The sequence below is a fragment of the Synechococcus sp. UW179B genome (genome assembly GCF_900474245.1).
Classification (GTDB): Bacteria; Cyanobacteriota; Cyanobacteriia; order PCC-6307; family Cyanobiaceae; genus Synechococcus_C.
This window is the reverse complement of the sequence record NZ_UCNZ01000023.1, coordinates 72,816-95,147: the sequence shown is the minus strand read 5'-3', so window position 1 is coordinate 95,147 and position 22,332 is coordinate 72,816. Positions and strand designations below refer to the sequence as shown.

Annotated in this window: 25 protein-coding genes; 9 read left to right on the top strand and 16 right to left on the bottom strand. The window is 55.5% G+C overall.

The window, feature by feature from the left end:
• Position 1 precedes the first annotated feature (1 nt).
• The 6 genes from DXY38_RS10245 to DXY38_RS13740 all read right to left on the bottom strand — a co-directional run bounded on the left by DXY38_RS10245 (position 2) and on the right by DXY38_RS13740 (position 6,799).
• Positions 2 to 1,807 (bottom strand): carboxysome shell carbonic anhydrase, encoded by a 1,806-nt coding sequence (locus tag DXY38_RS10245; RefSeq protein ID WP_115071557.1) that lies wholly within the window; start codon positions 1,805 to 1,807, stop codon positions 2 to 4.
• Between the two features lie 7 nt (positions 1,808 to 1,814).
• The gene (locus DXY38_RS10240) at positions 1,815 to 4,202 is read right to left on the bottom strand and encodes a CsoS2 family carboxysome shell protein (protein WP_115071556.1); all 2,388 of its coding nucleotides are present in this window, start codon (positions 4,200 to 4,202) and stop codon (positions 1,815 to 1,817) included.
• Positions 4,203 to 4,301: 99 nt separating this feature from the next.
• Positions 4,302 to 4,643, bottom strand: a complete 342-nt coding sequence (locus DXY38_RS10235) for a ribulose bisphosphate carboxylase small subunit (protein WP_006853347.1) — start codon at positions 4,641 to 4,643, stop codon at positions 4,302 to 4,304.
• Between the two features lie 102 nt (positions 4,644 to 4,745).
• On the bottom strand, positions 4,746 to 6,158 hold the full coding sequence (locus DXY38_RS10230; protein ID WP_115071555.1) for a form I ribulose bisphosphate carboxylase large subunit: 1,413 nt from the start codon (positions 6,156 to 6,158) through the stop codon (positions 4,746 to 4,748).
• A gap of 68 nt (positions 6,159 to 6,226) precedes the next feature.
• Positions 6,227 to 6,538: a BMC domain-containing protein gene (locus DXY38_RS10225; protein ID WP_006169870.1), complete on the bottom strand. Its 312-nt coding sequence runs from the start codon at positions 6,536 to 6,538 to the stop codon at positions 6,227 to 6,229.
• A gap of 108 nt (positions 6,539 to 6,646) precedes the next feature.
• Positions 6,647 to 6,799 (bottom strand): hypothetical protein, encoded by a 153-nt coding sequence (locus tag DXY38_RS13740; protein ID WP_170952919.1) that lies wholly within the window; start codon positions 6,797 to 6,799, stop codon positions 6,647 to 6,649.
• Between the two features lie 56 nt (positions 6,800 to 6,855).
• Between DXY38_RS13740 and DXY38_RS10220 the strand changes: the two genes are divergently transcribed.
• Positions 6,856 to 7,458 carry a non-canonical purine NTP pyrophosphatase gene (locus DXY38_RS10220; protein WP_115071554.1) on the top strand — a complete coding sequence of 201 codons (603 nt, stop codon included), beginning with the start codon at positions 6,856 to 6,858 and terminating at the stop codon, positions 7,456 to 7,458.
• Between the two features lie 39 nt (positions 7,459 to 7,497).
• Here the strand turns inward: DXY38_RS10220 and DXY38_RS10215 are convergent, their stop codons facing one another.
• On the bottom strand, positions 7,498 to 8,283 hold the full coding sequence (locus DXY38_RS10215) for a BMC domain-containing protein (protein WP_115071553.1): 786 nt from the start codon (positions 8,281 to 8,283) through the stop codon (positions 7,498 to 7,500).
• Between the two features lie 96 nt (positions 8,284 to 8,379).
• On the opposite strand from DXY38_RS10215, the gene DXY38_RS10210 reads away from it, so the two are divergent.
• Positions 8,380 to 8,784, top strand: a complete 405-nt coding sequence (locus DXY38_RS10210; RefSeq protein WP_115071633.1) for a hypothetical protein — start codon at positions 8,380 to 8,382, stop codon at positions 8,782 to 8,784.
• Between the two features lie 22 nt (positions 8,785 to 8,806).
• On the opposite strand, the gene DXY38_RS10205 is transcribed toward DXY38_RS10210, so the two are convergent.
• Positions 8,807 to 9,328 (bottom strand): hypothetical protein, encoded by a 522-nt coding sequence (locus DXY38_RS10205; RefSeq protein WP_115071552.1) that lies wholly within the window; start codon positions 9,326 to 9,328, stop codon positions 8,807 to 8,809.
• A 151-nt stretch (positions 9,329 to 9,479) separates the two neighbouring features.
• Here DXY38_RS10205 and DXY38_RS10200 point away from each other — a divergent pair, with 151 nt between their 5' ends.
• The 3 genes from DXY38_RS10200 to bchL all read left to right on the top strand — a co-directional run bounded on the left by DXY38_RS10200 (position 9,480) and on the right by bchL (position 13,450).
• Positions 9,480 to 10,766 carry a ferredoxin:protochlorophyllide reductase (ATP-dependent) subunit N gene (locus DXY38_RS10200; protein ID WP_006853353.1) on the top strand — a complete coding sequence of 429 codons (1,287 nt, stop codon included), beginning with the start codon at positions 9,480 to 9,482 and terminating at the stop codon, positions 10,764 to 10,766.
• Positions 10,767 to 10,770: 4 nt separating this feature from the next.
• Complete coding sequence (locus DXY38_RS10195; protein ID WP_115071551.1) at positions 10,771 to 12,339, top strand: ferredoxin:protochlorophyllide reductase (ATP-dependent) subunit B; 1,569 nt, start codon at positions 10,771 to 10,773, stop codon at positions 12,337 to 12,339.
• A 220-nt stretch (positions 12,340 to 12,559) separates the two neighbouring features.
• The gene (bchL, locus tag DXY38_RS10190) at positions 12,560 to 13,450 is read left to right on the top strand and encodes a ferredoxin:protochlorophyllide reductase (ATP-dependent) iron-sulfur ATP-binding protein (protein ID WP_115071632.1); all 891 of its coding nucleotides are present in this window, start codon (positions 12,560 to 12,562) and stop codon (positions 13,448 to 13,450) included.
• Here bchL and DXY38_RS10185 read toward each other — a convergent pair whose 3' ends face one another.
• The 3 genes from DXY38_RS10185 to psaM form a co-directional block, all read right to left on the bottom strand.
• The gene (locus DXY38_RS10185) at positions 13,451 to 14,401 is read right to left on the bottom strand and encodes a protochlorophyllide reductase (protein WP_115071550.1); all 951 of its coding nucleotides are present in this window, start codon (positions 14,399 to 14,401) and stop codon (positions 13,451 to 13,453) included. It abuts the gene before it with no gap.
• A gap of 86 nt (positions 14,402 to 14,487) precedes the next feature.
• Entirely contained in the window at positions 14,488 to 14,874 is a 387-nt protein-coding gene (locus DXY38_RS10180) for a hypothetical protein (protein ID WP_115071549.1), read from the bottom strand.
• Between the two features lie 61 nt (positions 14,875 to 14,935).
• Positions 14,936 to 15,040 carry a photosystem I reaction center subunit XII gene (gene psaM, locus DXY38_RS10175; RefSeq protein WP_071778033.1) on the bottom strand — a complete coding sequence of 35 codons (105 nt, stop codon included), beginning with the start codon at positions 15,038 to 15,040 and terminating at the stop codon, positions 14,936 to 14,938.
• Between the two features lie 79 nt (positions 15,041 to 15,119).
• On the opposite strand from psaM, the gene DXY38_RS10170 reads away from it, so the two are divergent.
• Positions 15,120 to 15,611 carry a CRR6 family NdhI maturation factor gene (locus DXY38_RS10170; protein ID WP_115071548.1) on the top strand — a complete coding sequence of 164 codons (492 nt, stop codon included), beginning with the start codon at positions 15,120 to 15,122 and terminating at the stop codon, positions 15,609 to 15,611.
• A gap of 113 nt (positions 15,612 to 15,724) precedes the next feature.
• On the opposite strand, the gene DXY38_RS10165 is transcribed toward DXY38_RS10170, so the two are convergent.
• On the bottom strand, positions 15,725 to 16,492 hold the full coding sequence (locus DXY38_RS10165; RefSeq protein ID WP_115071631.1) for a sulfite exporter TauE/SafE family protein: 768 nt from the start codon (positions 16,490 to 16,492) through the stop codon (positions 15,725 to 15,727).
• 7 nt (positions 16,493 to 16,499) lie between these two features.
• Here DXY38_RS10165 and DXY38_RS10160 point away from each other — a divergent pair, with 7 nt between their 5' ends.
• Positions 16,500 to 17,336, top strand: a complete 837-nt coding sequence (locus DXY38_RS10160) for a lipoate--protein ligase family protein (protein WP_115071547.1) — start codon at positions 16,500 to 16,502, stop codon at positions 17,334 to 17,336.
• Here DXY38_RS10160 and DXY38_RS10155 read toward each other — a convergent pair.
• On the bottom strand, positions 17,246 to 18,511 hold the full coding sequence (locus DXY38_RS10155) for a site-2 protease family protein (RefSeq protein ID WP_115071546.1): 1,266 nt from the start codon (positions 18,509 to 18,511) through the stop codon (positions 17,246 to 17,248). The two genes, DXY38_RS10160 and DXY38_RS10155, sit on opposite strands and share 91 nt — an antisense overlap.
• Positions 18,512 to 18,585: 74 nt before the next feature.
• Here DXY38_RS10155 and DXY38_RS10150 point away from each other — a divergent pair, with 74 nt between their 5' ends.
• Entirely contained in the window at positions 18,586 to 19,269 is a 684-nt protein-coding gene (locus DXY38_RS10150; protein WP_115071545.1) for a phosphoribosylanthranilate isomerase, read from the top strand.
• Positions 19,244 to 19,792, top strand: a complete 549-nt coding sequence (locus DXY38_RS10145) for a hypothetical protein (RefSeq protein WP_244279094.1) — start codon at positions 19,244 to 19,246, stop codon at positions 19,790 to 19,792. Before DXY38_RS10150 ends, DXY38_RS10145 begins: the two co-directional genes overlap by 26 nt.
• Before the next feature lie 43 nt (positions 19,793 to 19,835).
• On the opposite strand, the gene folE is transcribed toward DXY38_RS10145, so the two are convergent.
• Genes folE through DXY38_RS10130 form a run of 3 tightly spaced genes read right to left on the bottom strand, consistent with a single transcriptional unit; the run spans position 19,836 to position 22,313 of the window.
• Entirely contained in the window at positions 19,836 to 20,579 is a 744-nt protein-coding gene (gene folE, locus DXY38_RS10140) for a GTP cyclohydrolase I (RefSeq protein ID WP_115071544.1), read from the bottom strand.
• Positions 20,580 to 20,591: 12 nt separating this feature from the next.
• Positions 20,592 to 21,299 carry an SDR family oxidoreductase gene (locus tag DXY38_RS10135; protein ID WP_115071543.1) on the bottom strand — a complete coding sequence of 236 codons (708 nt, stop codon included), beginning with the start codon at positions 21,297 to 21,299 and terminating at the stop codon, positions 20,592 to 20,594.
• Positions 21,300 to 21,323: 24 nt separating this feature from the next.
• Positions 21,324 to 22,313 carry an acetyl-CoA carboxylase carboxyltransferase subunit alpha gene (locus DXY38_RS10130; protein WP_006853367.1) on the bottom strand — a complete coding sequence of 330 codons (990 nt, stop codon included), beginning with the start codon at positions 22,311 to 22,313 and terminating at the stop codon, positions 21,324 to 21,326.
• Positions 22,314 to 22,332: the final 19 nt, after the last annotated feature.

Below are 22,332 nucleotides of genomic sequence, written 5' to 3'. Positions count from 1 at the left end.
ATCAGTGAGCCTCCTGAACATCTGGATCGAGTGTGGACCCTACAACTTCTGCTGGAGAAGTTTGACTTCGATCTCGGATGGTTAAACAGGTATGAATTAAACCATCACCAACGAGATCTGAGTATCGATTCGCAATAGCCGAATCCACTCGCTGACAATCTGAAATAGCTCGTTCTCGCGCACCAGGGACTGAACTGGAATAATCAAAACGGATTACAACGGGGATAGGCAGATCATGCAAAACATTTAGACCTTTGAAAATTTTCACTCCAACGTCCAAATCTGGAGCGCCTTCTTCGACGGTGTCTAGGTGGGCAAAATAAGTGAGATTTCGTAAATGAACTTCTTTAAAACCGATTCCTACACCAATAAAACGTTCCGCATGCCCAGCATCTGGATAGGGACCACCATGAAGCTCAGATACATAATCAATCTGAGAAATATTATTGGCCAATAAGCGAGTCAATAAAGACACCATTCCCGAGTCCATCGTCCCAGGGGCACCAGATTCAACAGCTTCAGCGATTTGAATCAATGCTTGATCGGGAGACATCGTTGACGTTGCCTCATACAGATCTTGAGCTGACACCCAACGATCCAACTGAGTTGAACTATCGCTTGCGGGTGGATGAACCCTGATTGCATCGGTATCAGTATCGAGTCCAATCAATAACAAATCAACGGAAGCACCACAACAAAAGCTATTTTCAACAGCTTGTCGGAAATCAAGCAGTCTCTGATATCCAGCGGAGGCAGCCAATTTGTCATCACTTCCATGGGCAGCACAGCCCTGATGGCTTGGATCCAAGGAGCTGAAGTGATAGGTCACAACCTTGAGATAACGGGTGTCTTGGCTGACAGCGTTAGGTATGGACTCGCGATAACGCCGATGTTCTGTTTTGACCCATCGGTTGACGGTATTTTCAACATCAAACATGGCTCCGGCATGGCTCCGGCGACGCACTGAACTGAACGGAATCCGTAAGGCGTAAGCAATGGAATGAGCTAACCGACCATCCGCACAAGGTGTCACATCGAGGAGATGGAAACCGCAATCAAGAAGGAAGCGCTCAAACGTCTTTGCCGCTTCACTCCCTGAAGAGGCCGCGAGAGGATCGTTCTGAAAAAAGCAATCACTAAAAACACGGTGCGACTCAAAAACGCACCATGCATAAAGCGCTCTCATATCTAATGGACGTACCCAAGCACGCTCAAGAATGTGCTTGGGTAGATCAAAACCAAGTTCACGACAGGCTAGTAGCTGTGCCTGATCGATAAAGTCAGCGTGATGCTGAAGCGCTGAAATCTTTTGGAGAACAGGAACAATTCTTTCGAAGCGCCCTTTAACTTCCAGCTCGTAACCCCGTAAATGGTCGTTAGCAACCGAATCGGTTAAAGGATGCAGGCGTTTAGAGCCTGGAGGATTAGATATTGAACGGTTGGATATTGGACGATTGGATGTTGGACGATTAGACCTTGAGCGATTCGAACTGCTCGACATTGCACTTGACGACTTTTGATCGCGACGCACCCAGCCGGGCTGTTGCGGCACCGAACGCCTGCTGTCTTGGCTTGTCCTGACGCGACCGGCACTTAGCGTGCCTTGAGCCAAAACAGCTGCCTTACCCGATGTTGTCAGCGCTCTCCGTCTTTCAAGGGAGGCCGCACGGGCTGAAAGCGAATTGGAATCAGCTTGCTTGGGCTCAGAGGAAGCCGAAGACTCAGCTCTCTCTTGTTGCAGCTGACGTCGTGTAGGTGCGGAGGGAGACAGAGGTCGCCCTCCGCGGGAGGGCACAGAGCGGACCATCAGGCGATCAGCCCCGCGCTCCGCCGGAGACGGTAATCAGTGAACCCTTTGAGGTACTGCCACTGGAACCCGTCACACGACTTTCAGGCCATTCAGACTGCTCATTGCGCTTTCGTTCGAACGGAGGCATAGCTTCTCTCCCACCGGAGCGGCTTGGATTACGACGACGCGCGGAGACGCCTTCCGTGCCCGTCACATGCTCGCCCCGATCCCAGTCGTCACCTGTAACTTTTGTGGAAGAGCCTTCTCCGGTGACCCGGGAGGCTGGTTCCTGCACAGCGACTTCAACCTCAGGGGTGGTGGGTTGAAATTGACGCTGGCCTTTGCTTTGGCTGTGACGCTCCTGAAATTCGCGATTATCGAATCGGAATTGTTCCGTGCCGGTGATTTTGCCACCGGCCAAATCAAAAGGGCCTGTTATACGGCTGCTGTCTTCATAAGCCGTGCCAGTAACACCTTTGCTGATCTCACGCTGTTGCTGCGCAGCCCGAGCAGGAGAAACAACGCTGAATCGAGTCCAGCTCGACCCTTCTGGCGATTGGCCATGCGTCTCTGTTCCTAGAGGTGCCGCAGCACCACAAGCAGATGAGAGCTGATCGGCACCGATATAAGGCGTACCTGTTACAGCTTCACAAGCGCCGCGTTCGCCGCCTGTCATCACCCCTCCAATCCCTGGTTGCAGGCCTGTCATTGGGGAGGAAGGTGTCCCGGGGCGGACAGGAGTCCGTTCGCGGATCGCCTGAACCGCTGAGTTTCCGCAGTAATTGCCGGCTTGCTCGAGACCTGCGTAGGGAGTCCCCGTCACGGCTTTGCACGTACCGGGTTCGTCTCCTGTTACACGCTCCGACCGTCCAGTCTGGGTTCCACTCACTACAAGGTTGCGGTTGGTGACGCTGAAACCAACTTTGGGAGCTTCTGCTTCTTGCTTGGAACCACAGAAAGTAGAGAACTGTTCAGAACTCAGGTACTGATTGCCAGTGACACGGTGGCAAGAACCAAATTCATCGCCAGTTACCGCCGATGACCGGCCAACAAGAGTGCCAGTAACACCTGTACCAGACAGAGTTTCGGATAAACCAACCTTGGTGGCTGGGCGTCCTTCGGGCAGAGGCTCAGACCCAAGATATTGATCACCCGTCAGGCTGCGGTTTGCACCGGCCTCGTTACCAGTGACATTGGAGGACTGGCCAACCATGACACCACTAATGGGTCTGCCCTTTTGGCTTTGGCTGTGGCCAACTTTCCGAGGTGATGGGGTCGTGCCACCGCAATAGGCAGCGCTTTGATTCGCCGAGATGTATTCAGTACCTGTCACGCTTTTGCAGGTGCCGGGCTCATCCCCAGTCACTTTCTCCGAGCGGCCAACTTCGTTACCTGTAACCCGATTGCCATGGGTGGTGGCAGACACACGAACCTTGGCAGGGGTCGTTGGTGTTGGAGCGCTTTGACAGAAGGTCTGGAACACCTCAGCACCGAGATATTCAGTGCCAGTAATCGAACGACACGTGCTGGCTTCGTTGCCCGTCGTCTTGACAGAACGATTCGCCTGAGTACCGGTCACGGTCTGGCCTCCAGTGGTCTCTGACTCACCGACCTTCCAGTGAGCATCAGCGGAGGCGGCTTGCTTGGATCCGTTCCGATTCGGGCCTGTTGGACGCGTCACTCCGGCGCTTTGCTTGCTACGAGCTCCGGACTTCGCACGCAGCTCACGCACTTGCTGAGCCAGCTCCCGGCTGGTGAGATCAGGATTCGCCTGACGGGCTACCGCAGCAGCGCTTGTGGGTTGTTTACCGGCTGTCTTCCCATGTTTAGACATCGCTTCACGACGGGCTAACACGAGCGCGCGGCTGGGATTATCGATGGCACGTCGCTTTGGAGCCTTGCTGCGGCGGGAGGAACCCTTGGTTGAGAGGTCAACAGATACGGCCTGACGACTCAACCGAGTTGGTGTTTCAGCTACAGCACTCCCTCCACAACCGCAATCTTTCTTACTGATTGAGGGGGCTGTTGTGGATGTTGTTGTCGCTGTTTTGCGAGCGACCTCAGCTCGATTTCTATCTTTGGTGGTGTCTGCTGATTTCCCACGACGTGAAAGGGCTTCTCTGCGAGCCACCACGAGCTCACGACTTGGGTGACTGACAGGCTTCACCCGAGAACGATGGGAACTGGAAGAAGCGGTCAGTGATTGATGTTTTGGTCGCTGAGTAGCGACGGGGGTTGCGGCTTGAGAAGGAGCTGCCGCAATTGGATCTGCGTTGGTGCGCGTCTTACGGGCATCGTCGGCCGACCGAACGCGATTCGCACCTGCTGAAACAGCAACGGATGCCTTTTTGCCAGCAGTCGTGAGAGCCTTACGGCGCTCGAGTGCTAGTTCGCGACTAGAAAGTCTTGCCATGTCCGCCCGAGAATGTCGTCGTGAGTTGAAGGGAGCAAGTCCCTACAGGAAAAGTTGAGCCCTGATCAAGCCAGGGCTCGAAATCGTGAAGCCGAAAGATCAGCGTCCTTCGAAAACCACGAAGCAGGAACCTTGGCCCTGGGTGTAGGCGTCGTAACCAACGATGCGAACGTGATGGTCGGGGTATGCACGATGGCAAGCCTCGAGTTCACTCACAACAACGTTGAGATCCTTCTCACCGAAGAACGGGAGCTTCCAATAAGACCAGTAAGTGGCCATGGAATTGGAAGGATGGACGTGCTCAACGAGCGGGCTCCAACCTTGGGCAATGATGTAAGCGATCTGGTCATAGATCTCGTCCTGGGTCATCGGCGGAAGGAAGCCGAATGTCTCCAGGGTGGCGACTGTTTGGTAGTCACCCACGGTGCTCTGAAAAGGCATGGGGATCACGCTTTAGAAAAATGTTTTGGCCGGATCAAATGTTTCCGGCCGGAGTCATATCGAGGTTCGGTTAAGGGGTGAACAAGTCACCCCTTGCACCGATCACTGAACGTCGAGCTTGTCGACGGTGTCGAACTCAAACTTGATCTCCTTCCAGGTCTCGAGAGCGATGGCCAGCTCAGGGCTGTGCTTACCGGCTTCCATAAGGATGTCGCGGCTTTCTTTCTCGATCTCACGACCCGCGTTGCGTGCCTTGACGCAGGCCTCGAGGGCCACACGGTTGGCAGCAGCACCAGCTGCGGAGCCCCAGGGGTGACCGTGGGTACCACCACCAAACTGAAGGACGGAGTCGTCTCCGAAGATGGCAACCAGTGCTGGCATGTGCCACACGTGGATACCGCCGGAAGCAACGGCGAACACACCAGGCATGGAACCCCAGTCCTGATCGAAGAAGTTGCCGCGGCTGCGATCTTCAGGAACGAAGGATTCGCGGAGTTGGTCGATATAGCCGAGGGTGGTCTGACGATCACCTTCCAACTTGCCGACCACGGTGCCGGTGTGGAGTTGGTCACCACCTGACAAACGCAAACACTTAGCGAGAACGCGGAAGTGAATGCCGTGCTTGGGGTGACGGTCAATCACAGCGTGCATGGCACGGTGAATGTGCAGCAACATGCCGTTCGCGCGGCACCACTTCGACAAACCGGTGTTGGCTGTGAAGCCACCAGTAATGAAGTCGTGCATGATGATCGGCTGATTGAGTTCTTTAGCGAACTCAGCGCGCTCATACATCTCTTCGGGAGTGTTAGCAGTCACGTTGAGGTAGTGACCCTTGCGCTCGCCCGTTTCCTGTTCAGCAATCTTGATGGCTTCCGCAACGAATTCGAAGCGGTTCTGCCAGCGCTGGAAAGGCTGAGAGTTGATGTTCTCGTCGTCTTTGGTGAAGTCCAGACCGCCGCGAAGGCATTCATAGACAACACGGCCGTAGTTCTTACCGCTCAAGCCAAGCTTTGGCTTGATGGTGCAACCCAGAAGAGGGCGGCCGTACTTATTCATCCGGTCACGCTCAACGGCAATACCGTTTGGCGGACCTGCGCAGCACTTGATGAACGCAATCGGGAAGCGAATATCTTCCAGACGCAGGTGGCGCAGAGCTTTGAATCCGAACACGTTGCCGACCAGGGAGGTCAGAACGTTGGTGATTGAACCCTCTTCGAACAAGTCGAGGGGGTAAGCGATGAAGGCATAGAAAGCTTCCTTGTCACCAGGAACGTCTTCGATGCGGTAGCAACGCCCTTTGTAAAAGTCGAGATCGGTGAGGAGCTCGGACCACACAGTGGACCAGGTACCAGTTGAAGATTCAGCGGCAACAGCAGCTGCAACTTCTTCTTTGGGGACACCATCTTGGCCGGTGCATTTAAAGCAGGCCAGCAGGTCGGTGTCTAGGGGAACGTAATCGGGAGTCCAGTAAGTGTCCCTGTACTCCTTGACGCCAGCGTCGTACTTCTTGCTCATGGATTAATTCCGTTAAGTCGGTAAGAGAAATGAGAGGCGCAACCCCATCAAGGGGTTAGCGGCTGATCTCAGTCCTTTTGTCCGAGGAAGTTGCCGTTGCCGAGTGCTGGCTCAACTTCGCGGTGAGGGCGAGCAATGATGTGCGCCGCCACGAGGCCGTCGCCGACACGTTCGCAAGCATCTGCACCTGCACGCACAGCTGCGTTCACAGCACCTGTTTCGCCACGCACCAAAACTGTGACGTAGCCACCGCCGACGAATTCACGACCAATCAGGCGCACTTCAGCAGCCTTGGTCATTGCATCAGCTGCTTCGATCGCTGGGACCAGGCCGCGTGTCTCGATCATGCCGAGAGCGATACCCATGGTTTCGTTAGCCATTGCCTACCGAGTAAGGGGGGTGGAATGTTCGGAGATGACATTGGTCTGCCAGAGGCCAACTCGTCAAGCGGTTTGGGGGCTTTGCAAGATCATTGTCCATGCTGAACCTCATAAGCGATACTGATCAGCCTTGCCTGGACTGATCTGAAGCCCTGTGCGGGTTCGGGTGAGCACACCAACACAAGCGGTAGGCAAGGGCCCTAAGACCCCATAACTTTCCCCCGAAGCAAAGCTTTCGTGTAAGCGAAGTGGAATGTTCAACCCCTGCTGAGCTTCATTTTCGAATCTGATCGATATTTTTACTCTTACCCCACACAATGGGAATCACTCGATCCCCTTCAGTGCTCAACCTGACGATTGCCAGTGGCAATCCACGCAAAGTTGCTGAAATAGAGGAGATGCTCGGGCCTCTCCCTCTCACTCTGCTGCGACAGCCTGCCGAGCTGGACGTTGAAGAGACAGGTACCTCCTATCTCGAAAACGCTCTCCTCAAGGCTTCTGCGGCCGCACAGCTAACGGGAAACTGGGCTCTTGCAGATGATTCTGGATTGGAGGTTGATGCCCTTAATGGGGCGCCTGGCCTCTACACAGCACGACTCGCGCCCACTGATAACGAGAAAATATCCAAGTTGCTTCGATCGATGGCTGACCAGCCTTATCGCAGTGCCCGGTTTCGCAGCGCCATGGTTCTTTGTTCCCCTGACGGGGCGTCGATTGAAAGCTCTGAAGGAGTGTGCTGGGGTGAACTCCTCCAACGCCCTGCCTATTCAGGTGGTGGATTGGAGTCACTGTTCTGGCTGCGCGAAACACGATGCAGCTACGGCGAAATGACAGCAGCCCAACTCTGTCGACTGGGAAGCCGGGGAAAAGCAGCAAGAGACATGGCTCCTCGCCTACGTCAACAGCTAGGGATTCGTTGACCACCACCTTCATGGTTTGTGGATCAGCGGGCTAACCCATCACCGTGACGAACAATTTCGATTGATCGATTCAATCGCGCGCATGGCGGCTGCCGCAGCCTCTTCCACATCACCTTCTCTCCCCGCAAGCGTAAGGCGTCCAAACGCTCCAACCGCTTTGACATCCACCAGGGTGATGTTGGAGGACTTTTCAGCCTCATTCGCGGCAATCAGAACATAACCAGCAGGTTCTGTCTCGAGAATGAACATGCTCATTCCGGCTTCGATCATCGATCCCCTGCGGTTCAGACGATTGATGAGGACGGCATGATCAGGGGTGATAGCACGAATCACTTCGGTCCAACTGACATCGGCGGGGGTTCGTCGGTCGATGGAACTACCAATGGCCTCTAGAACCACATCACCGGAATGAATCACGGTGCTTTGGTCTCGGTGGTAAAGAGCCATGGAGCCAAAAGCACGCTCCACCACCATCTGCCCGAGACGGACATTGCTGGCCTTAAGAGCAATGTCAGTAACGCGATGCACCGCCATCCCTGGTGAAACTTCCATCCATAAACAGGCATCGCCTGGGATCGGTAAAAAGCCCTGACTCACCGTCCCCATATAGGCAGCGAGTTGGGGTTGAAGAGAATCTAAAAAGACATAGGTGCGCAGTTCAATGGACTGCACGTGGCTGTTTTGTCTCAACAGCCGTGGGGATTCACTGTCGGTCGTGACGACACAACTCGCTCCACTCGCCGAGGTATGTACCTCAGTTCCGGTGACGAGAGCACTTCCGCCTACTCGCCGCTCCCGGGCATCGAAGCTGGCGAAGCGATTCATTGCGGCGATGCTAACGGAAGGTTGCTCACAAAATTCGTCTCGCGACTTGCATCAGCCAACGGAACCGATACCGTCCGCGCAAATCGGGAGTGCAGCATGGCAGCCAATCAAACCCATAGCCCAAAAACAACCTCCTTGAGTTCTGAGCTCAGCGCCGAGCAAGCGCTGGGAATGATCGGAATGGGCTTGATGCAAAAGCTCAATCAGGAAGGCCCAGGTCGTTGGATTTGGAGCGATACGGAAGATGGTGGTGCTGCCAATCTTGTTGAGCTGCGCCAGAGACTCGAACTGACATCTCTTGCGATTAAGACAGGGGCTCCACTGAGTACGGCGGAAGTTACCCAATTGCTTGGCATCCGCCCTGGTTCGGAACAAGTTGAAAGAGGAGGCCTACGGGCGAGCCGATTGAGCAGAAACGTGTGGCGTCTCACCCAGATCGGCATGGATTCATCTCAGTCAACAGGTGGATTCGGCGACGATCGTTTCCGTCGTCGCCTTTGAACAGCTCCGTTGATTGCAATGATTAGGAATCAGCCTTTTCGGGGCCGTCATCCTTTGACGTATCCCGAGAACGGTCATCACTTGAATCCGTTGGCTCTTCAACTTCAATACAAACTGTGGTTTCGGCGAGTTGCTCGTGAGCAGCAATCACAGGCGCTGCTTTTGCTTTCAGTTGCTTAGCTGCTTCCTCGAGGGTCATGGTTTTGTTCTGTCGAACCTGACCCACAAATTTTTCGTAGATCGCCACTTGATCGCGATATTCCTTCCACTGTGAGGTTTGAAGTTCAGCTTCAGCCTCGTCAAGTTTGGCGAGGGCTTTTTGGAGCGACGCACCCGCTGCTTCAGCATCAGCCACCGTTGAAGCAGGTGTTAGATGATTCACTTGCTCCATGGCTTTTTCCACCTCAGCCGTTGCACTGCAGACAAGAGCAGAGTCGGAGAGCACCTTGACTTGGTCTGTTTCTGCCTTTTTCTCGACTGACTGACAGGCCGCCAAGCTCAAACCCAGATCAAGAACGGCAGGAAAAGCTCGTAAGGACAACACCTAAGCGAAGGCCTCATTTGCGCTGAAATGTAGTCATCTCCGGCAAATCTGGGCCAACTGGAAATCAACACCGATCCCGAAGAATTTTGTTAGGTCTGAGCACTACGTGAATCTGGCGTCATCGTGACGGAAGGAACCTGCCTTTTAAGCGATGAGCGTGAATCTGCTCAAGGAAACAGGACCACGGGAGGTGTTCTGTGGTCTGACCTCAATCGTCTGGCTGCACCGCAGGATGCCGGATGCCTTTTTCTTGGTAGTGGGATCACGCACCTGCGCTCATTTGATTCAAAGCGCTGCTGGCGTGATGATTTTTGCTGAGCCCCGTTTTGGAACAGCGATTCTGAGCGAACGCGACCTCGCAGGTCTCGCTGATGCTCAAGACGAACTCGACCGCGTCGCGCGTGAGCTGCTGGAACGACGGCCTGAGATTCGCACCCTGTTTTTAGTGGGGTCATGCCCCAGCGAAGTGATCAAGCTGGATCTAGCGCGGGCAGCAGAACGGCTCAACGATGAATTGAGAGGCCGCGTTCAGGTCGTGAATTATTCAGGGAGCGGCATCGAAACCACCTTTACCCAAGGTGAAGACGGTGCTCTTTCGGCCTTAATTCCCCTCATGCCCTCGACAGATCAACGCCAGCTGTTGATGGTCGGAACGCTCGCCGATGCCGTCGAAGATCGCCTCATTCACCTCTTTGGTCGGATTGGCATCGACTCGGTTTGCAGTTTGCCCCCACGCCAATCCACGGAACTGCCCGCCGTTGGGCCAGGGACCACGGTCTTGTTGACACAGCCGTACCTCACAACCACAGCACGCTTGCTGCGCGATCGAGGTGCACGGGTTCTAACGGCTCCCTTCCCCTTGGGTGCGGAAGGGAGCCGCAGCTGGATGGAAGCCGCAGCAAAAGACTTTCAAATCAACGCTGACCAGGTCGCCTCCGTGCTGGATCCGCTGGTCGCTCGCGCCCAAAGTGCTCTAGCGCCCCATCGAGACATCCTCAACGGCAAACGAATTTTTCTTCTGCCGGAGTCTCAACTCGAACTTCCGCTCGCTCGTTTCTTGCAAAGGGAATGCGGGATGGAATTGGTGGAAGTGGGAACGCCTTACTTAAATCGCGAGCAAATGGCTGAGGAGCTTGCGCTTCTCCCTGAAGGCACTTCTGTGATGGAGGGACAGCACGTGGAGAAGCAGCTGGATCGCGTCCGTGCCACGCAACCCGATCTCGTGGTCTGCGGCATGGGGCTTGCCAATCCGCTCGAAGCAGAAGGAATCGCCACCAAGTGGTCGATTGAACTGGTGTTTAGTCCCATTCATGGCATCGATCAGGCCGGTGAGTTGGCCGAGTTGTTCTCCCGCCCGCTGAGACGACGCGAACTCATTCGCCAAGCGCTGAACCCGCCTAGTAGCGCCCCCATCGACTCTGACCCTGTTCACGCCTAAAACCATGCAACTCACCCTCTGGACATACGAAGGACCACCTCATGTCGGCGCCATGCGCATTGCGGCCTCCATGGAAGGTGTGCATTACGTGCTGCACGCACCGCAAGGGGATACCTATGCCGATCTCTTGTTCACGATGATCGAGCGTCGAGATCAACGTCCCCCCGTCACCTACACCACGTTTCAAGCCAGAGACCTTGGCGGTGACACCGCGGAACTGGTGAAGCGCCACGTGCGCGAAGCCGTTGATCGCTTCCAACCCGATGCCCTCCTCGTTGGCGAAAGCTGCACGGCGGAATTGATTCAGGACCAGCCTGGTTCTTTAGCCGCTGGCATGGGCTTGACCATGCCAATCGTGAATTTAGAGCTGCCGGCTTACAGCAAAAAAGAGAATTGGGGTGCCGCAGAAACGTTCTATCAACTGGTTCGGACTCTGTTGAAAGATCAGGCTCCTGCTGAGCTGACCCATGACCCCAAGGCATGGCAAAACCAAGGACGGCGTCCCCGCGTGAATCTGCTGGGACCATCGTTGCTCGGCTTTCGCTGTCGAGACGATGTGCTCGAAATTCAACGTCTGTTAAGCATGCATGGCATCGACGTGGGGGTCGTCGCTCCGTTGGGCGCCACGGTGGCAGATGTGCATCGACTCCCAGAAGCCGACCTCAATGTGTGCCTCTACCCAGAGATCGCCGAATCAACCTGCGCCTGGCTCGAGCGCAGCTTTGGAATCCCCTTCACCAGCACCGTCCCGATTGGAATCGGCGCAACCCAAGACTTCCTTGTTGAAGTTCACACGCTGCTGGGGATGACACCACCTTCCCCCCAAGAGGGAATTCGTCAGTCCAGGCTGCCCTGGTACTCAGAATCCGTCGACTCCACCTACCTAACCGGGAAAAGGGTGTTCATCTTTGGAGATGGAACCCATGCCTTGGCAGCAGCACGAATCTGCAAACAGGAACTTGGCTTTGAAGTGGTTGGCCTAGGCACCTACAGCAGAGAAATGGCTCGACCCGTGCGAGCGGCAGCAAAAGCGATGGGGCTTGAGGCTCTTATCAGTGATGACTACCTCGCCGTCGAGGCCGCCATGGCCGCCGCTTCTCCGGAGCTGGTGCTCGGCACCCAAATGGAGCGCCATAGCGCCAAACGACTCGGCCTCCCCTGTGCCGTGATCAGCACGCCGATGCATGTCCAAGATGTGCCGGCCCGAAACAGTCCTCAAATGGGCTGGGAAGGCGCAAACGTGATCTTCGACAGCTGGGTGCACCCGCTGATGATGGGTCTAGAGGAACACCTCATCGGCATGTTCCGACACGATTTTGAGTTCGTGGATGGCCATCAAAGCCACCTTGGCCATGCGGGAGGTTCTGGAGCTGCTGCAGAAACGGAGGTCGCTGTCGGCACCCTCGAAAATGAGCTGGTGTGGACGGCTGATGGGGAAGCAGAGCTGAAAAAGATCCCCTTCTTCGTTCGGGGAAAAGTACGCCGAAACACCGAAACATTTGCCAAATCCACTGGGCGTAACCAAATCGACAGCGAAACTCTGTATGACGCGAAAGCCCACTTCAGCGCCTAACCATCCACACAACCATTTTTAGCCTCAATTGCTTACCTGCAACGAGGCATGATCGGCTGAGTCTTTGTACTCATTGACCCAGCTATTTTCATGCCAATTCGCCCAATCCTCGTCAGTCTTTCAACACCATCAGTCCTGATGTTTCGATCACGAATTGAAAGCTGACTGTTCAAGCTTGCTGAAGTTAAATGAAAACAACACCCACGAAGCAGGTCTCTGCATGACCACAACTCTCACCCGTCCGGCGGACGGTGACGGCAGTGTTCAGGTCCATCAGGACCCGGGGACAAAGATTGAGGAGGGCGCTCTTGTCATCGCCGTCTATGGCAAAGGTGGCATCGGTAAATCCACCACCTCTTCGAACCTCTCTGCCGCGTTTTCAAAACTGGGCAAACGCGTGCTCCAGATTGGTTGTGACCCCAAGCACGACAGCACCTTCACCCTCACCCACAAAATGGTGCCAACGGTGATTGACATCCTCGAGGAGGTGGACTTTCACAGCGAAGAACTCCGCCCCGAGGACTTCATGTTCACGGGATACAACGGCGTGAAATGCGTCGAAAGCGGAGGGCCACCCGCAGGCACCGGTTGCGGCGGTTACGTCACCGGCCAAACCGTGAAGCTGCTGAAGGAGCACCACCTTCTCGAAGACACCGATGTCGTGATCTTTGACGTGCTTGGAGACGTGGTTTGTGGTGGCTTCGCTGCACCGCTTCAACATGCAAATTATTGCCTGATCGTGACCGCCAACGATTTTGATTCCATCTTCGCGATGAACAGAATCGTGCAGGCGATCCAAGCCAAGGCGAAGAATTACAAAGTACGCCTGGGAGGAGTAATAGCCAATCGCTCCGTTGGTACGGACCAGATCGATAAATTCAATGCACGTACGGGCCTGCGTACGATGGCCCATTTCCAGGATGTGGACGCTATTCGACGTTCACGCCTAAAGAAATGCACCATTTTTGAAATGGATGAAAATGAGGAAGGAGTGAAAGCTGTTCAAGAGGAATACATCCGCTTGGCCAACAACATGATCCACAATGTTGAACCCCTAGAAGCCGTATCTCTGAAAGACAGGGAGATCTTTGACCTTCTGGGTTTCGACTGATCAGAGACCCACGAGTTTCATTGAAAGCTCCCAAACCCGACGGGCGACATCTGGATTTGTCGCCTTGTCGGACAATTCTTGGCTGAATTGCTTGCCATCCTTTGTTTGACGATTGCCCCAACTCCAATGCACACCTGACTGGCTGAAGTCAGGATTCGCCACCACCATCGCAACCCGCTCACCAGCTAGAGACTGAGAGACATAACCGCCCGTAATCTTTTTTTGAAACCAAGGGAAAATCACTTGAAAGGCCTTCGGGGTATTTCGAAATAAAGGCGTGTCAGCCACACAGCCTGGATAGAGAGACATGCAGCTAATTCCGGTATCCGCGTGGATCCGTCGATGAAGTTCCTGAGTGGTGATCATGTTGCACAGCTTGCTGTCTTTGTAAGCCTTTCCGGGCTTAAATTTTTGGCCACTCGCCATCGCGATTGGATCGAGGAAGCCAGCTTCGAAACCTGAGAGGTCACCAAGATCAGCTGGAGCTGGAATGGGGATTTTCCCTCCAAGTTCCTTGGAATTAGCGGTCACTGTGCCAAGGATGACAATCCGTTTTGAGGGATGGGTAGACGCCTTCAAGCGATCAAGAAGAAGCTGAATCAACAAGAAATGGCCCAAATGATTGGTGGCCATCGACAGTTCATACCCCTGCGGCGAGCGCTTGGGCTGTTTCAACTTCGGCTCGTAAACCGCCGCATTACAAACCAAAGCATCCACTCCGCCGCGAAGGATCTCCACCCCGTGCCGGACACTCTCAAGATCTCCTAAATCCATCAGGATGTGATGCAGGCGATCGCGGGGAATGTCCAGCCGATCAGCAGCGCCAGCAGCACGCTGAGGGTTCCGATTGGCCGTGATCACGGTCCATCCCTGACGAACCAACGCCTGCGTGGCATTCAAGCCCACACCAGAGGTTGTTCCAGTAATGAGAACGGTGCCTGGGGTTCCCATCGCGAGATGCCTTTATCTGATCCCAGTTTGACCTTTCAAGTGTCGTTGGCGGCGAATCTCAAAGAGCCACTCAAAGAGCCACGGCTTCAGCGCCAGATGATGCGCAAACGGTTTGGAGCAATCCATTGGTCCTGTTCATCCATCAGGCGATCTCTGCCGCCAAGGGTGAACAAACGGTCAAACCGTTGCTGCAGGCCACGCAGCTTGTTGGTCTCCACATCCACAACAGCAGCCAGCTCTCCATGGCGGTCTAAGCGCTCCTGGTAAGCCATCGAAAGCCTGACAAGACTGACGCCACCAAGGCTGATCAGACCAATTTTCACAGCTAGTGCCAGGCCACTGCACAGCATGTCTCTGCGATCGCCCTGACTTTGAATCAGGGCGGCACGAGTCACAGCATCGACCGGTTCCTTAGCGGAGCGATCAGATGGCTTGGATCGTTGTCGTGTTGGCGATGAAGCTGCCTTAGCCATATCCGCTTTTAACGCAGCGGAGAAAGACTGCAAGAGCCCATCGCTCAACCCATACGTCCGTTCATGCCCGATACAGGCTCACACACAGGCGAACAGCCAACACGCCGGCATGGGCAGCCACCACTAAAGCGATGAAAATCTCAGTTTGAGTAATAGAACTGACCATGACGGATGCGTAACGCTCCTCCATTCTTTCTCCTCACCCCCTCTACAAGCCATCATTCGCAAAGGCCTGTCACACCCCCATGGATGCCCAAAGCCGAACGCAACCCGTTGTTATCGATGCCGTTGCCATTCAGACGCTTGATCTCAGGGCGCTGAACCCATGGATGGAAAGGCCGCTCACAGATCTTCTCAGCGATGGTGCGGGGTTAGAGCTGCAGTACAACTGGCCTCGGGGTGCCGACGATCCCAGAGAGCTGAGTGAATGCCCGGAGCCCCGACTTTGGGCCCTCAGGGCCGATGCCGTGCACCCCTGGCTCCCGCTCGTACTGGAGCGATCTGGCGGAAGCCTGATCCAACACGTGGCGATGGTGGTCCCCCACGACTTCAGTACCAGTGAAGGGATTCGCTTCGACCCTCAAGCCCTAGAGATCTGGATCACCCACCGGTTCATGCTTCTCGATCACCTGGGGAAACACCTTCCCCAATCTCAGCGGGGCAACTTGCTCCAGATGGCTGCCACCATTGGCTACGAAGTGGATGCAGCGTTCTGGACTCTCCTTGATCAACGCTGAGGGAGATCGCGCGTGGATGGTGATCGGCTTCCTGCTGGGTTCCAAAAACGCCACCGATCAGCTCAGCAAACATCTGAGTCAAGCCATCTGGGAAGCGGGCGTTGGCCCCAGAATCACCCAAGGAGCGCAAGCTGGAATGCTCTGCGAGCACTATCCAACGCCAACAGAATGGCCAGGCCGCGCAGCATCCAGGCCAGCCGATCAGCCCTCACATCGTCCAAACGCGAGGCACTCCACTGAGCGCCCACTGCAGCCACTCCCCCCAAGAGCAAACCCAGGGTGGGTTGTCCTCTCCCTTCAGAAAGAAACTGAAGAGATGCCGCCGCCGTGGAACACGCCACTGCCACCGTGCTCAATCGGATCGCAAGTCGAATGGGGACGGCCAACCCGCGAACCATCACGGGCACCATCACAAGCCCACCGCCCAAGCCCAGCATTCCGCCGGCGAACCCCGCCAAGCCACCGACGGATGCCAGTCCTGGCAGAGAGAAGGTCTGATCCAGCTCAGATTCCGAATCATGGGGACGGGACTGAATCGTGCAAGCCAAAAACAAATAAAGAAGTGATTGCAGCGCTAACAAGTGCCATCCATCGACCAAGCGCCCCAAACGACTGAAGACCAGGGCCGTTACAAAAGCGGCGATCCCAATGGCCCATCCAGCCGGAGCAGGCACCGTTCGCGCGCGCAGATGGGTAGCCATGCCGCTGATCGCCGTCGGCACAATGGCGAAGGTGCTTGTCGCCAGAGCCTGGTGGGGTGTTAATCCCATCCAGAGCAACAGAGGAGCGAAAATCAAACCACCGCCAATCCCCAGCAGACCAGCCAAGCCCCCGGCAAGCAGTCCCAGAGGCACCACCAGGAGCCAATCCAAAATCTCCATTCCGGCCATGTCGATTCCTGCATCCTGCCGGTCTGAGTTCGAAACCCACGGCCGACTGATCCCAACGCTCGCCGGCAGCGGTCCAGAACAGATGGCCTTTGACGCCCTGTTATTGGAGCATTGCCAAAACACAAACAACCCTGGCCCCGTGCTCCGCTTCTATCTCTGGGAAGGGTCCTGGCTGTCACTCGGGCGCCATCAAACACCACGGTCGAATCATTGGCTCGATCTGGTGAAAAGCGGACGCTTAGCCATGGTCCGACGCCCCAGCGGTGGAGGTGCTGTCCTTCATGGTGGTGGACTCACCTACGCCTTGATCTGGCCGCATCCACCCCGACAACGCCGAGAAGCCTATCGCCGGGTGAACAGCTGGATCGCATCTGGATTAGCCCGACTCGGCCTCGAGCTTCACCCAGGAGATGACCAGGCCCTCGCTGGAAGCCGAAATTGCTTCGCCAGCGCCACCACGGCGGATTTAGTCGATCCTGCGGGGCATAAACGCATCGGCAGCGCCCAGTTTTGGCAGAGGGGGCACCTGCTGCAGCACGGTGAAATCCCCTTGGCCCCGTCCCAACAGCTTTGGCAAGACGTCTTTGGAACGACTCCACCCTGCTGGCAGCCCTGCGCACCGTCGGCGGCCAGCGTGGAAGCGGCTCTGACCGAAGCCATTGCCGAGCTTTGGCCAGGACTCAGCTGGAACGTGACGCCAATCAGCAGCAAGGAGCGGCAGCTGATCAGCGAACGGGCAGCTGGTTATGAGGTCAACGAATCCGAGGTCTCGTCCAACATTCCAGAGGCACGCATGGACGTAACCGCCTGGAGAAGCGGTAAGCCAAAGGGATAGTCGTTGCGGCGCCTCGAGGCTTCGAGCAAGGGTGGCGGCAATTTAAGGGACAGCCCCTTCAAAACCGCTTCGCCCACATCACTGCGATCCAGAGTTCCGGAGGGAAGCCCCGCCGCACCCGTAACAAGCAGTCGGCCATGTTCACTTTGCTCGAGGGCAAGAACGGCCTTCCACAGGGGAGCCGACTCTTGAAGAGAAGGAAGTTCAGCAAGCGGGCGCATGTGCTCGCCAACGGTTTGTCGATCCCAGTACTGAACCGATAAGTCCTTGAGCGGCTGATCGGTCACATACCCAATCCAGCGCCCAGAGCGGCAAACAAGCACCCAGTCAGGCAGCAGATCAGTCTCAGACTCAGCTCCTCTCAGACGCATTTGGCTCAGGCTGCGCAAACTTTGATCGGCTTCCAACACCCGGTAACGCTTGGAGGAGGCAGGTCCTACCCGCAAATTGATCAAAAGCTGCTGCAGCGCCAGGGTCTGAGACTGGGAGCGCGAGGCTCCCATGCCAAACCAACCCAGCATCACCAGCCAAAGGCCTGTGAATCCCCCACCACGAAGAAAGATATAAACCCCGATCATGATCGCGCTCAGCGACAGAAGACGTCCTGTGGCTGTCGCCACCTGAATCCCGCGGCGTTGGCTCCCCGTGAACTGCCACACAAGCGCTTTCAGGATCAAGCCTCCATCAAGAGGTAGTCCCGGCAAAAGATTGAACACTGCCAAGACCAAATTCAGTGCACCAAGCTGACCAACAAGATTGCCCAGCAATGGATTGGCATGGGTTGCAGCGTGCTGACTAGCCAACAGCAAACCAGCCAAAGCAAAGCTGACGGCTGGACCAGCCGCGGCCACCCGAAAAGATCCCATCGGCGTGGAGCATTCCCGTTCCACGCGAGCAACGCCACCAAGCAAAAACAGCGTGATGCTGTTCACCTTGACCCCTTCCCTTAAGGCGACAAGGGAATGGCCCAGTTCGTGCAAAAGCACGGAGACAAACAGCAGGAGTGCCGTGGCCAAACCCAACATCCAGCTAAGGAGTGGCGCACCAGACCCTTCTGGAAGAGCCGCGGCCTGTTGCTGAAAAGCAAGGGTGAACAACACCAAAATGATGAACCAGCTGGGGTGAACCCTCAGCGGAATGCCGCGAATCTGCATCAGCTGCCAGCCTTCGCCCATGGGCTCCTCCTTTGGGCACTGCCGTGGCCCGATGATTCAATCCTAGAAAGGATCCACCCGAGCACCTCGATCGAATGTCCGATGCGGCTATCGCGCTGAAGATCTGTGGGCTCACCGATCGCTCTCAAGCCTGTTCGATCGCAGCGATGGGAGTGCAGGCGATCGGGGTGATCGGCGTCGACAACACCCCCCGTTTCGCTGAGGAGCCACTCCGACGATCCATCTTTATGGAATTGGAAAAGCAACATCCCGACGTTGAGCGTGTCTGGGTTGTCGCGGATTGCTCCGATCAGGCCATCCAAAGCGCCCTTCAAGGCGATGGCACACCAACCATCGTTCAACTGCATGGATCGGAAACGCCAGAGCGCTGCCTTGAACTAAGGCAGCGCCATCCAACGGTGCGCTGGTGGAAAGCCCTGAGACTGCGCACGGAACAAGATCTGCGGGAATTGGGCTCCTTTGAATCCCATAGCGACGCCCTTCTACTCGATGCCTGGAGCCCTGATCAACTTGGCGGCACCGGCCATCGACTGGACCCAAGCTGGTTCACCCATTTGGATCAGCAGCTCCAACCAGACACCGTCTGGTGGTTGGCTGGAGGAATCAGCGCCGAATGGGTCCCTGACCTTCTCGGGTTGGTTTCCCCCTATGGACTCGATGCCTCAAGCCGACTGGAAGCGAAGCCGGGAGTGAAAGACCTGAACAAAGTTCGCTCCCTTGTTCAAGCCGTTCATGACAACAGACCACTTCGGCAATAAGTTGCAAACAATCAGACCGATTTCCATGGCCTATCGGGCTGCAGCATCTGTAGGTTTTCTCGCGTGGATCAGTCTTTTAGCTGCGGCCACGCAAGCGCAAGGAATGCTTCCAGGTTGTCGCCTCGAAGGCGGGAGTTTGCAATGCTTGCCTGGTTTAACAGCAGATCCTCAACAGCAAATCAATGTTCTCAATAAGGAGATCTCAACAGACGTCCAAGCGGAAGGTCGGGTCAAACAAACGATTCAAGGACTAAAACAATTCGTCCTGATCGGAGAGGCGAGAGAAGGACAACTCATCAAGACCAAATTTGATCTCCAAGGAGAACAAATCAACAGCGTCCATATTCACTGGTACCAACGCCAAGGGGATGGCCATTGGAAACTCTTCTCTGATCGCAGCGAGGAAACCTATCAAATCAGCCAAGACGACCAAGGCTCACAAATCATGGCAGTGATGGTCGTAGCAACCAGCGATGGCGAAGTCCAGCGGGTGAGCAGCAACGTGATCGGTCCGATTCGATAAAACCGATTCAACCGCGCTGATCACCCTCAGCTCAAACGACCAATTAGGTACTGAGCATGGCTTCCTGTTGGCGCACAAGCTCGAAAAATTCTTGCTTGAGGCTGGGGTCATGACGGAAATCACCACGAACCACTGAATTCACCATGCTGGTTTGCGGTTCACGCACACCTCTCCATTTCATGCAGTAGTGCTGAGCCTTGATGATGATGCCCAAACCCTGAGGAGCACAGAGCCGTTCAATTTCGTCAGCAAGGATCATCACCGCTTCCTCTTGGATGTGCGGCCTTGAGAACACCCAATCAGCCACACGGGTGAACTTGGAGAGACCAATCACACGATCGCCAGGCTTAATGCCGATCCAGCAGTTCCCCATGATTGGGACGAGATGGTGGGAGCAGGCAGAGCGAACGGTGATGGGGCCAACGGTATAAATCTCGTCGAGCTGCTTGACGTTGGGGAAACTCGCCACCTTGGGTTGATGGTGATAGCGACCCTTAAACACCTCACGGAGATACATACGAGCCACACGCTCGGCCGTTTCAGCTGTGTTGTGATCATTTTCTATATCAATGACCAGGCTGCGCAGAAGCTCCCTGACACGATCAGCAACCTCTATCTCGAGTTCATCGAGCTCACCGGTTTGGATGAATGCCGCAACGTTGTCATTTGCCAGGAAAGAAATACCCTGATCGATGAGACGCTGGCGAATTCTCTGAGAAACGGGTTGAACTTCAGCATTCAGTGAAGTCAAAGTGCCGTTGGAGATAGCTGGAATTGTAGAAGTCATGTCAGGGGTGTTTTAAAAGGCACCAGTAGCTGGCATCAAAGTGAGGTCTTCAATAATTTGTGTGGACGGTTGCTGCGCAAGATGAAGAAGCGTAACAGCAGCTTGCTCGACTGGGAGCATGGCACGCCGGTCAAACGTGCTCTGAACCGTTGGAGAATCCCAAAGTGACGTATCAACAGCACCGAGGGTGAGCGTGCAGGCACGAATCCCGTGCGCCCTTTCCTCTTCGGCAAGGCAGCGCGTGAAGCTGGCTAAGGCGGCCTTCACCGTGCAGTACGCCCCCCAGTTCGGGAAAGCATTTCGTGCGGCATGGCTACTGATGTTGATCACAAGTCCGCCTTGAGGACGCATGGCAGGAACCACAGCAGCGCACATCTGAAACACGCTGGTGAGGTTGAGTTGCATTAGCCAATTCCAGCGATCCAACGGCATCTCAAGCAGCCCTCCAGTCCAAGCGGCGCCAGCATTGTTAATCAGTACAGACGGTGTAAGGCCCTGACTGAGCAAGGTTGCCACGCCTGGAGCTATCTCCTCAGGTTTGGTGAGGTCAACAGCTCCATACACGATGCGTTGACCAGTTGAAGCCAATTCAGTCGCTAGAGATTGGAGAGAAGCTTCGTCTCGCGACAGAAGGATGAGATCCCACCCAGCTTCAGCAAACGTAAGAGCAGCACAGCGGCCAATACCGCGTGATGCTCCGGTAATTAGTACAGAGGGCAATGAGCCTCAGCGATCCCGGCAATCCTAAGAAGCTGAATCAGCATCTGACGCGGTGGGATCAAGGAAGCGGCCCATCGCCCGAAACTTTCGGTAACGCTGATCCCGCAATTCTTGGGGCGGGAGTGCTGAAAGCTCAGCAAGATTCCGTTCGAGAGCTTCCCGCAGCGTTGCTCCTGCCTCAAGTGGGGCCCAATTGTTTCCACCTGACGGTTCTGCAAGCACCTCATCCACCACGCCAAGGCTGAGTAAGTCTTTGCCGGTGATGCGCAACGCCGCCGCTGCTTCCGGTGCTTTCGCTGCATCACGCCACAGGATCGAGGCGCAGGCCTCAGGACTCGCCACCGTGTAGACGCTGTGTTCAAACATCAGCAGACGGTCAGCAACACCGATTCCAAGAGCACCGCCAGATCCCCCTTCCCCAATCACCGTGGCGATGATGGGCACTCTCAGGCGGAACATCTCGCGAAGATTGACGGCAATCGCTTCCCCCTGGCCCTGCTCCTCAGCCAGCAGGCCTGCATAGGCACCAGGTGTGTCGATAAAAGCAAGAATGGGTAGGCCAAAACGATCGGCATGCTCCATCAATCGCAGGGCTTTGCGATAACCACCTGGGGTCGCCATCCCGAAGTTCCGAGCCACGTTTTCCTTGGTGTCACGCCCCTTTTGATGGCCCAATAAGACCACCGAGCGATCACCCAATCGACCGAGGCCACCCACCAAAGCCTGATCGTCGCTCCCGCGACGGTCACCATGGAGCTCAACCCAGTCGTCGCAGAACATCTGAATGAAATCCAGAGTGCTGGGACGATGAGGGTGGCGAGCAACCTGAATTTTCTGCGCTGGAGTCAGATTTTGAAAAATCTCTTCGCGTCTGCGAGCAGCAAGGGTTTCCAGCTGAAGCAACTGCTGGCTTACATCAACTTCTGAATCCCTTGCCAACTGGCGGATCTGCTCAATCTGCTGTTCAAGCTCAATCAGGGGCTTTTCAAACTCGAGCAGGGGGCGACGTGCCATGAAAACCAGATCTGTGAAC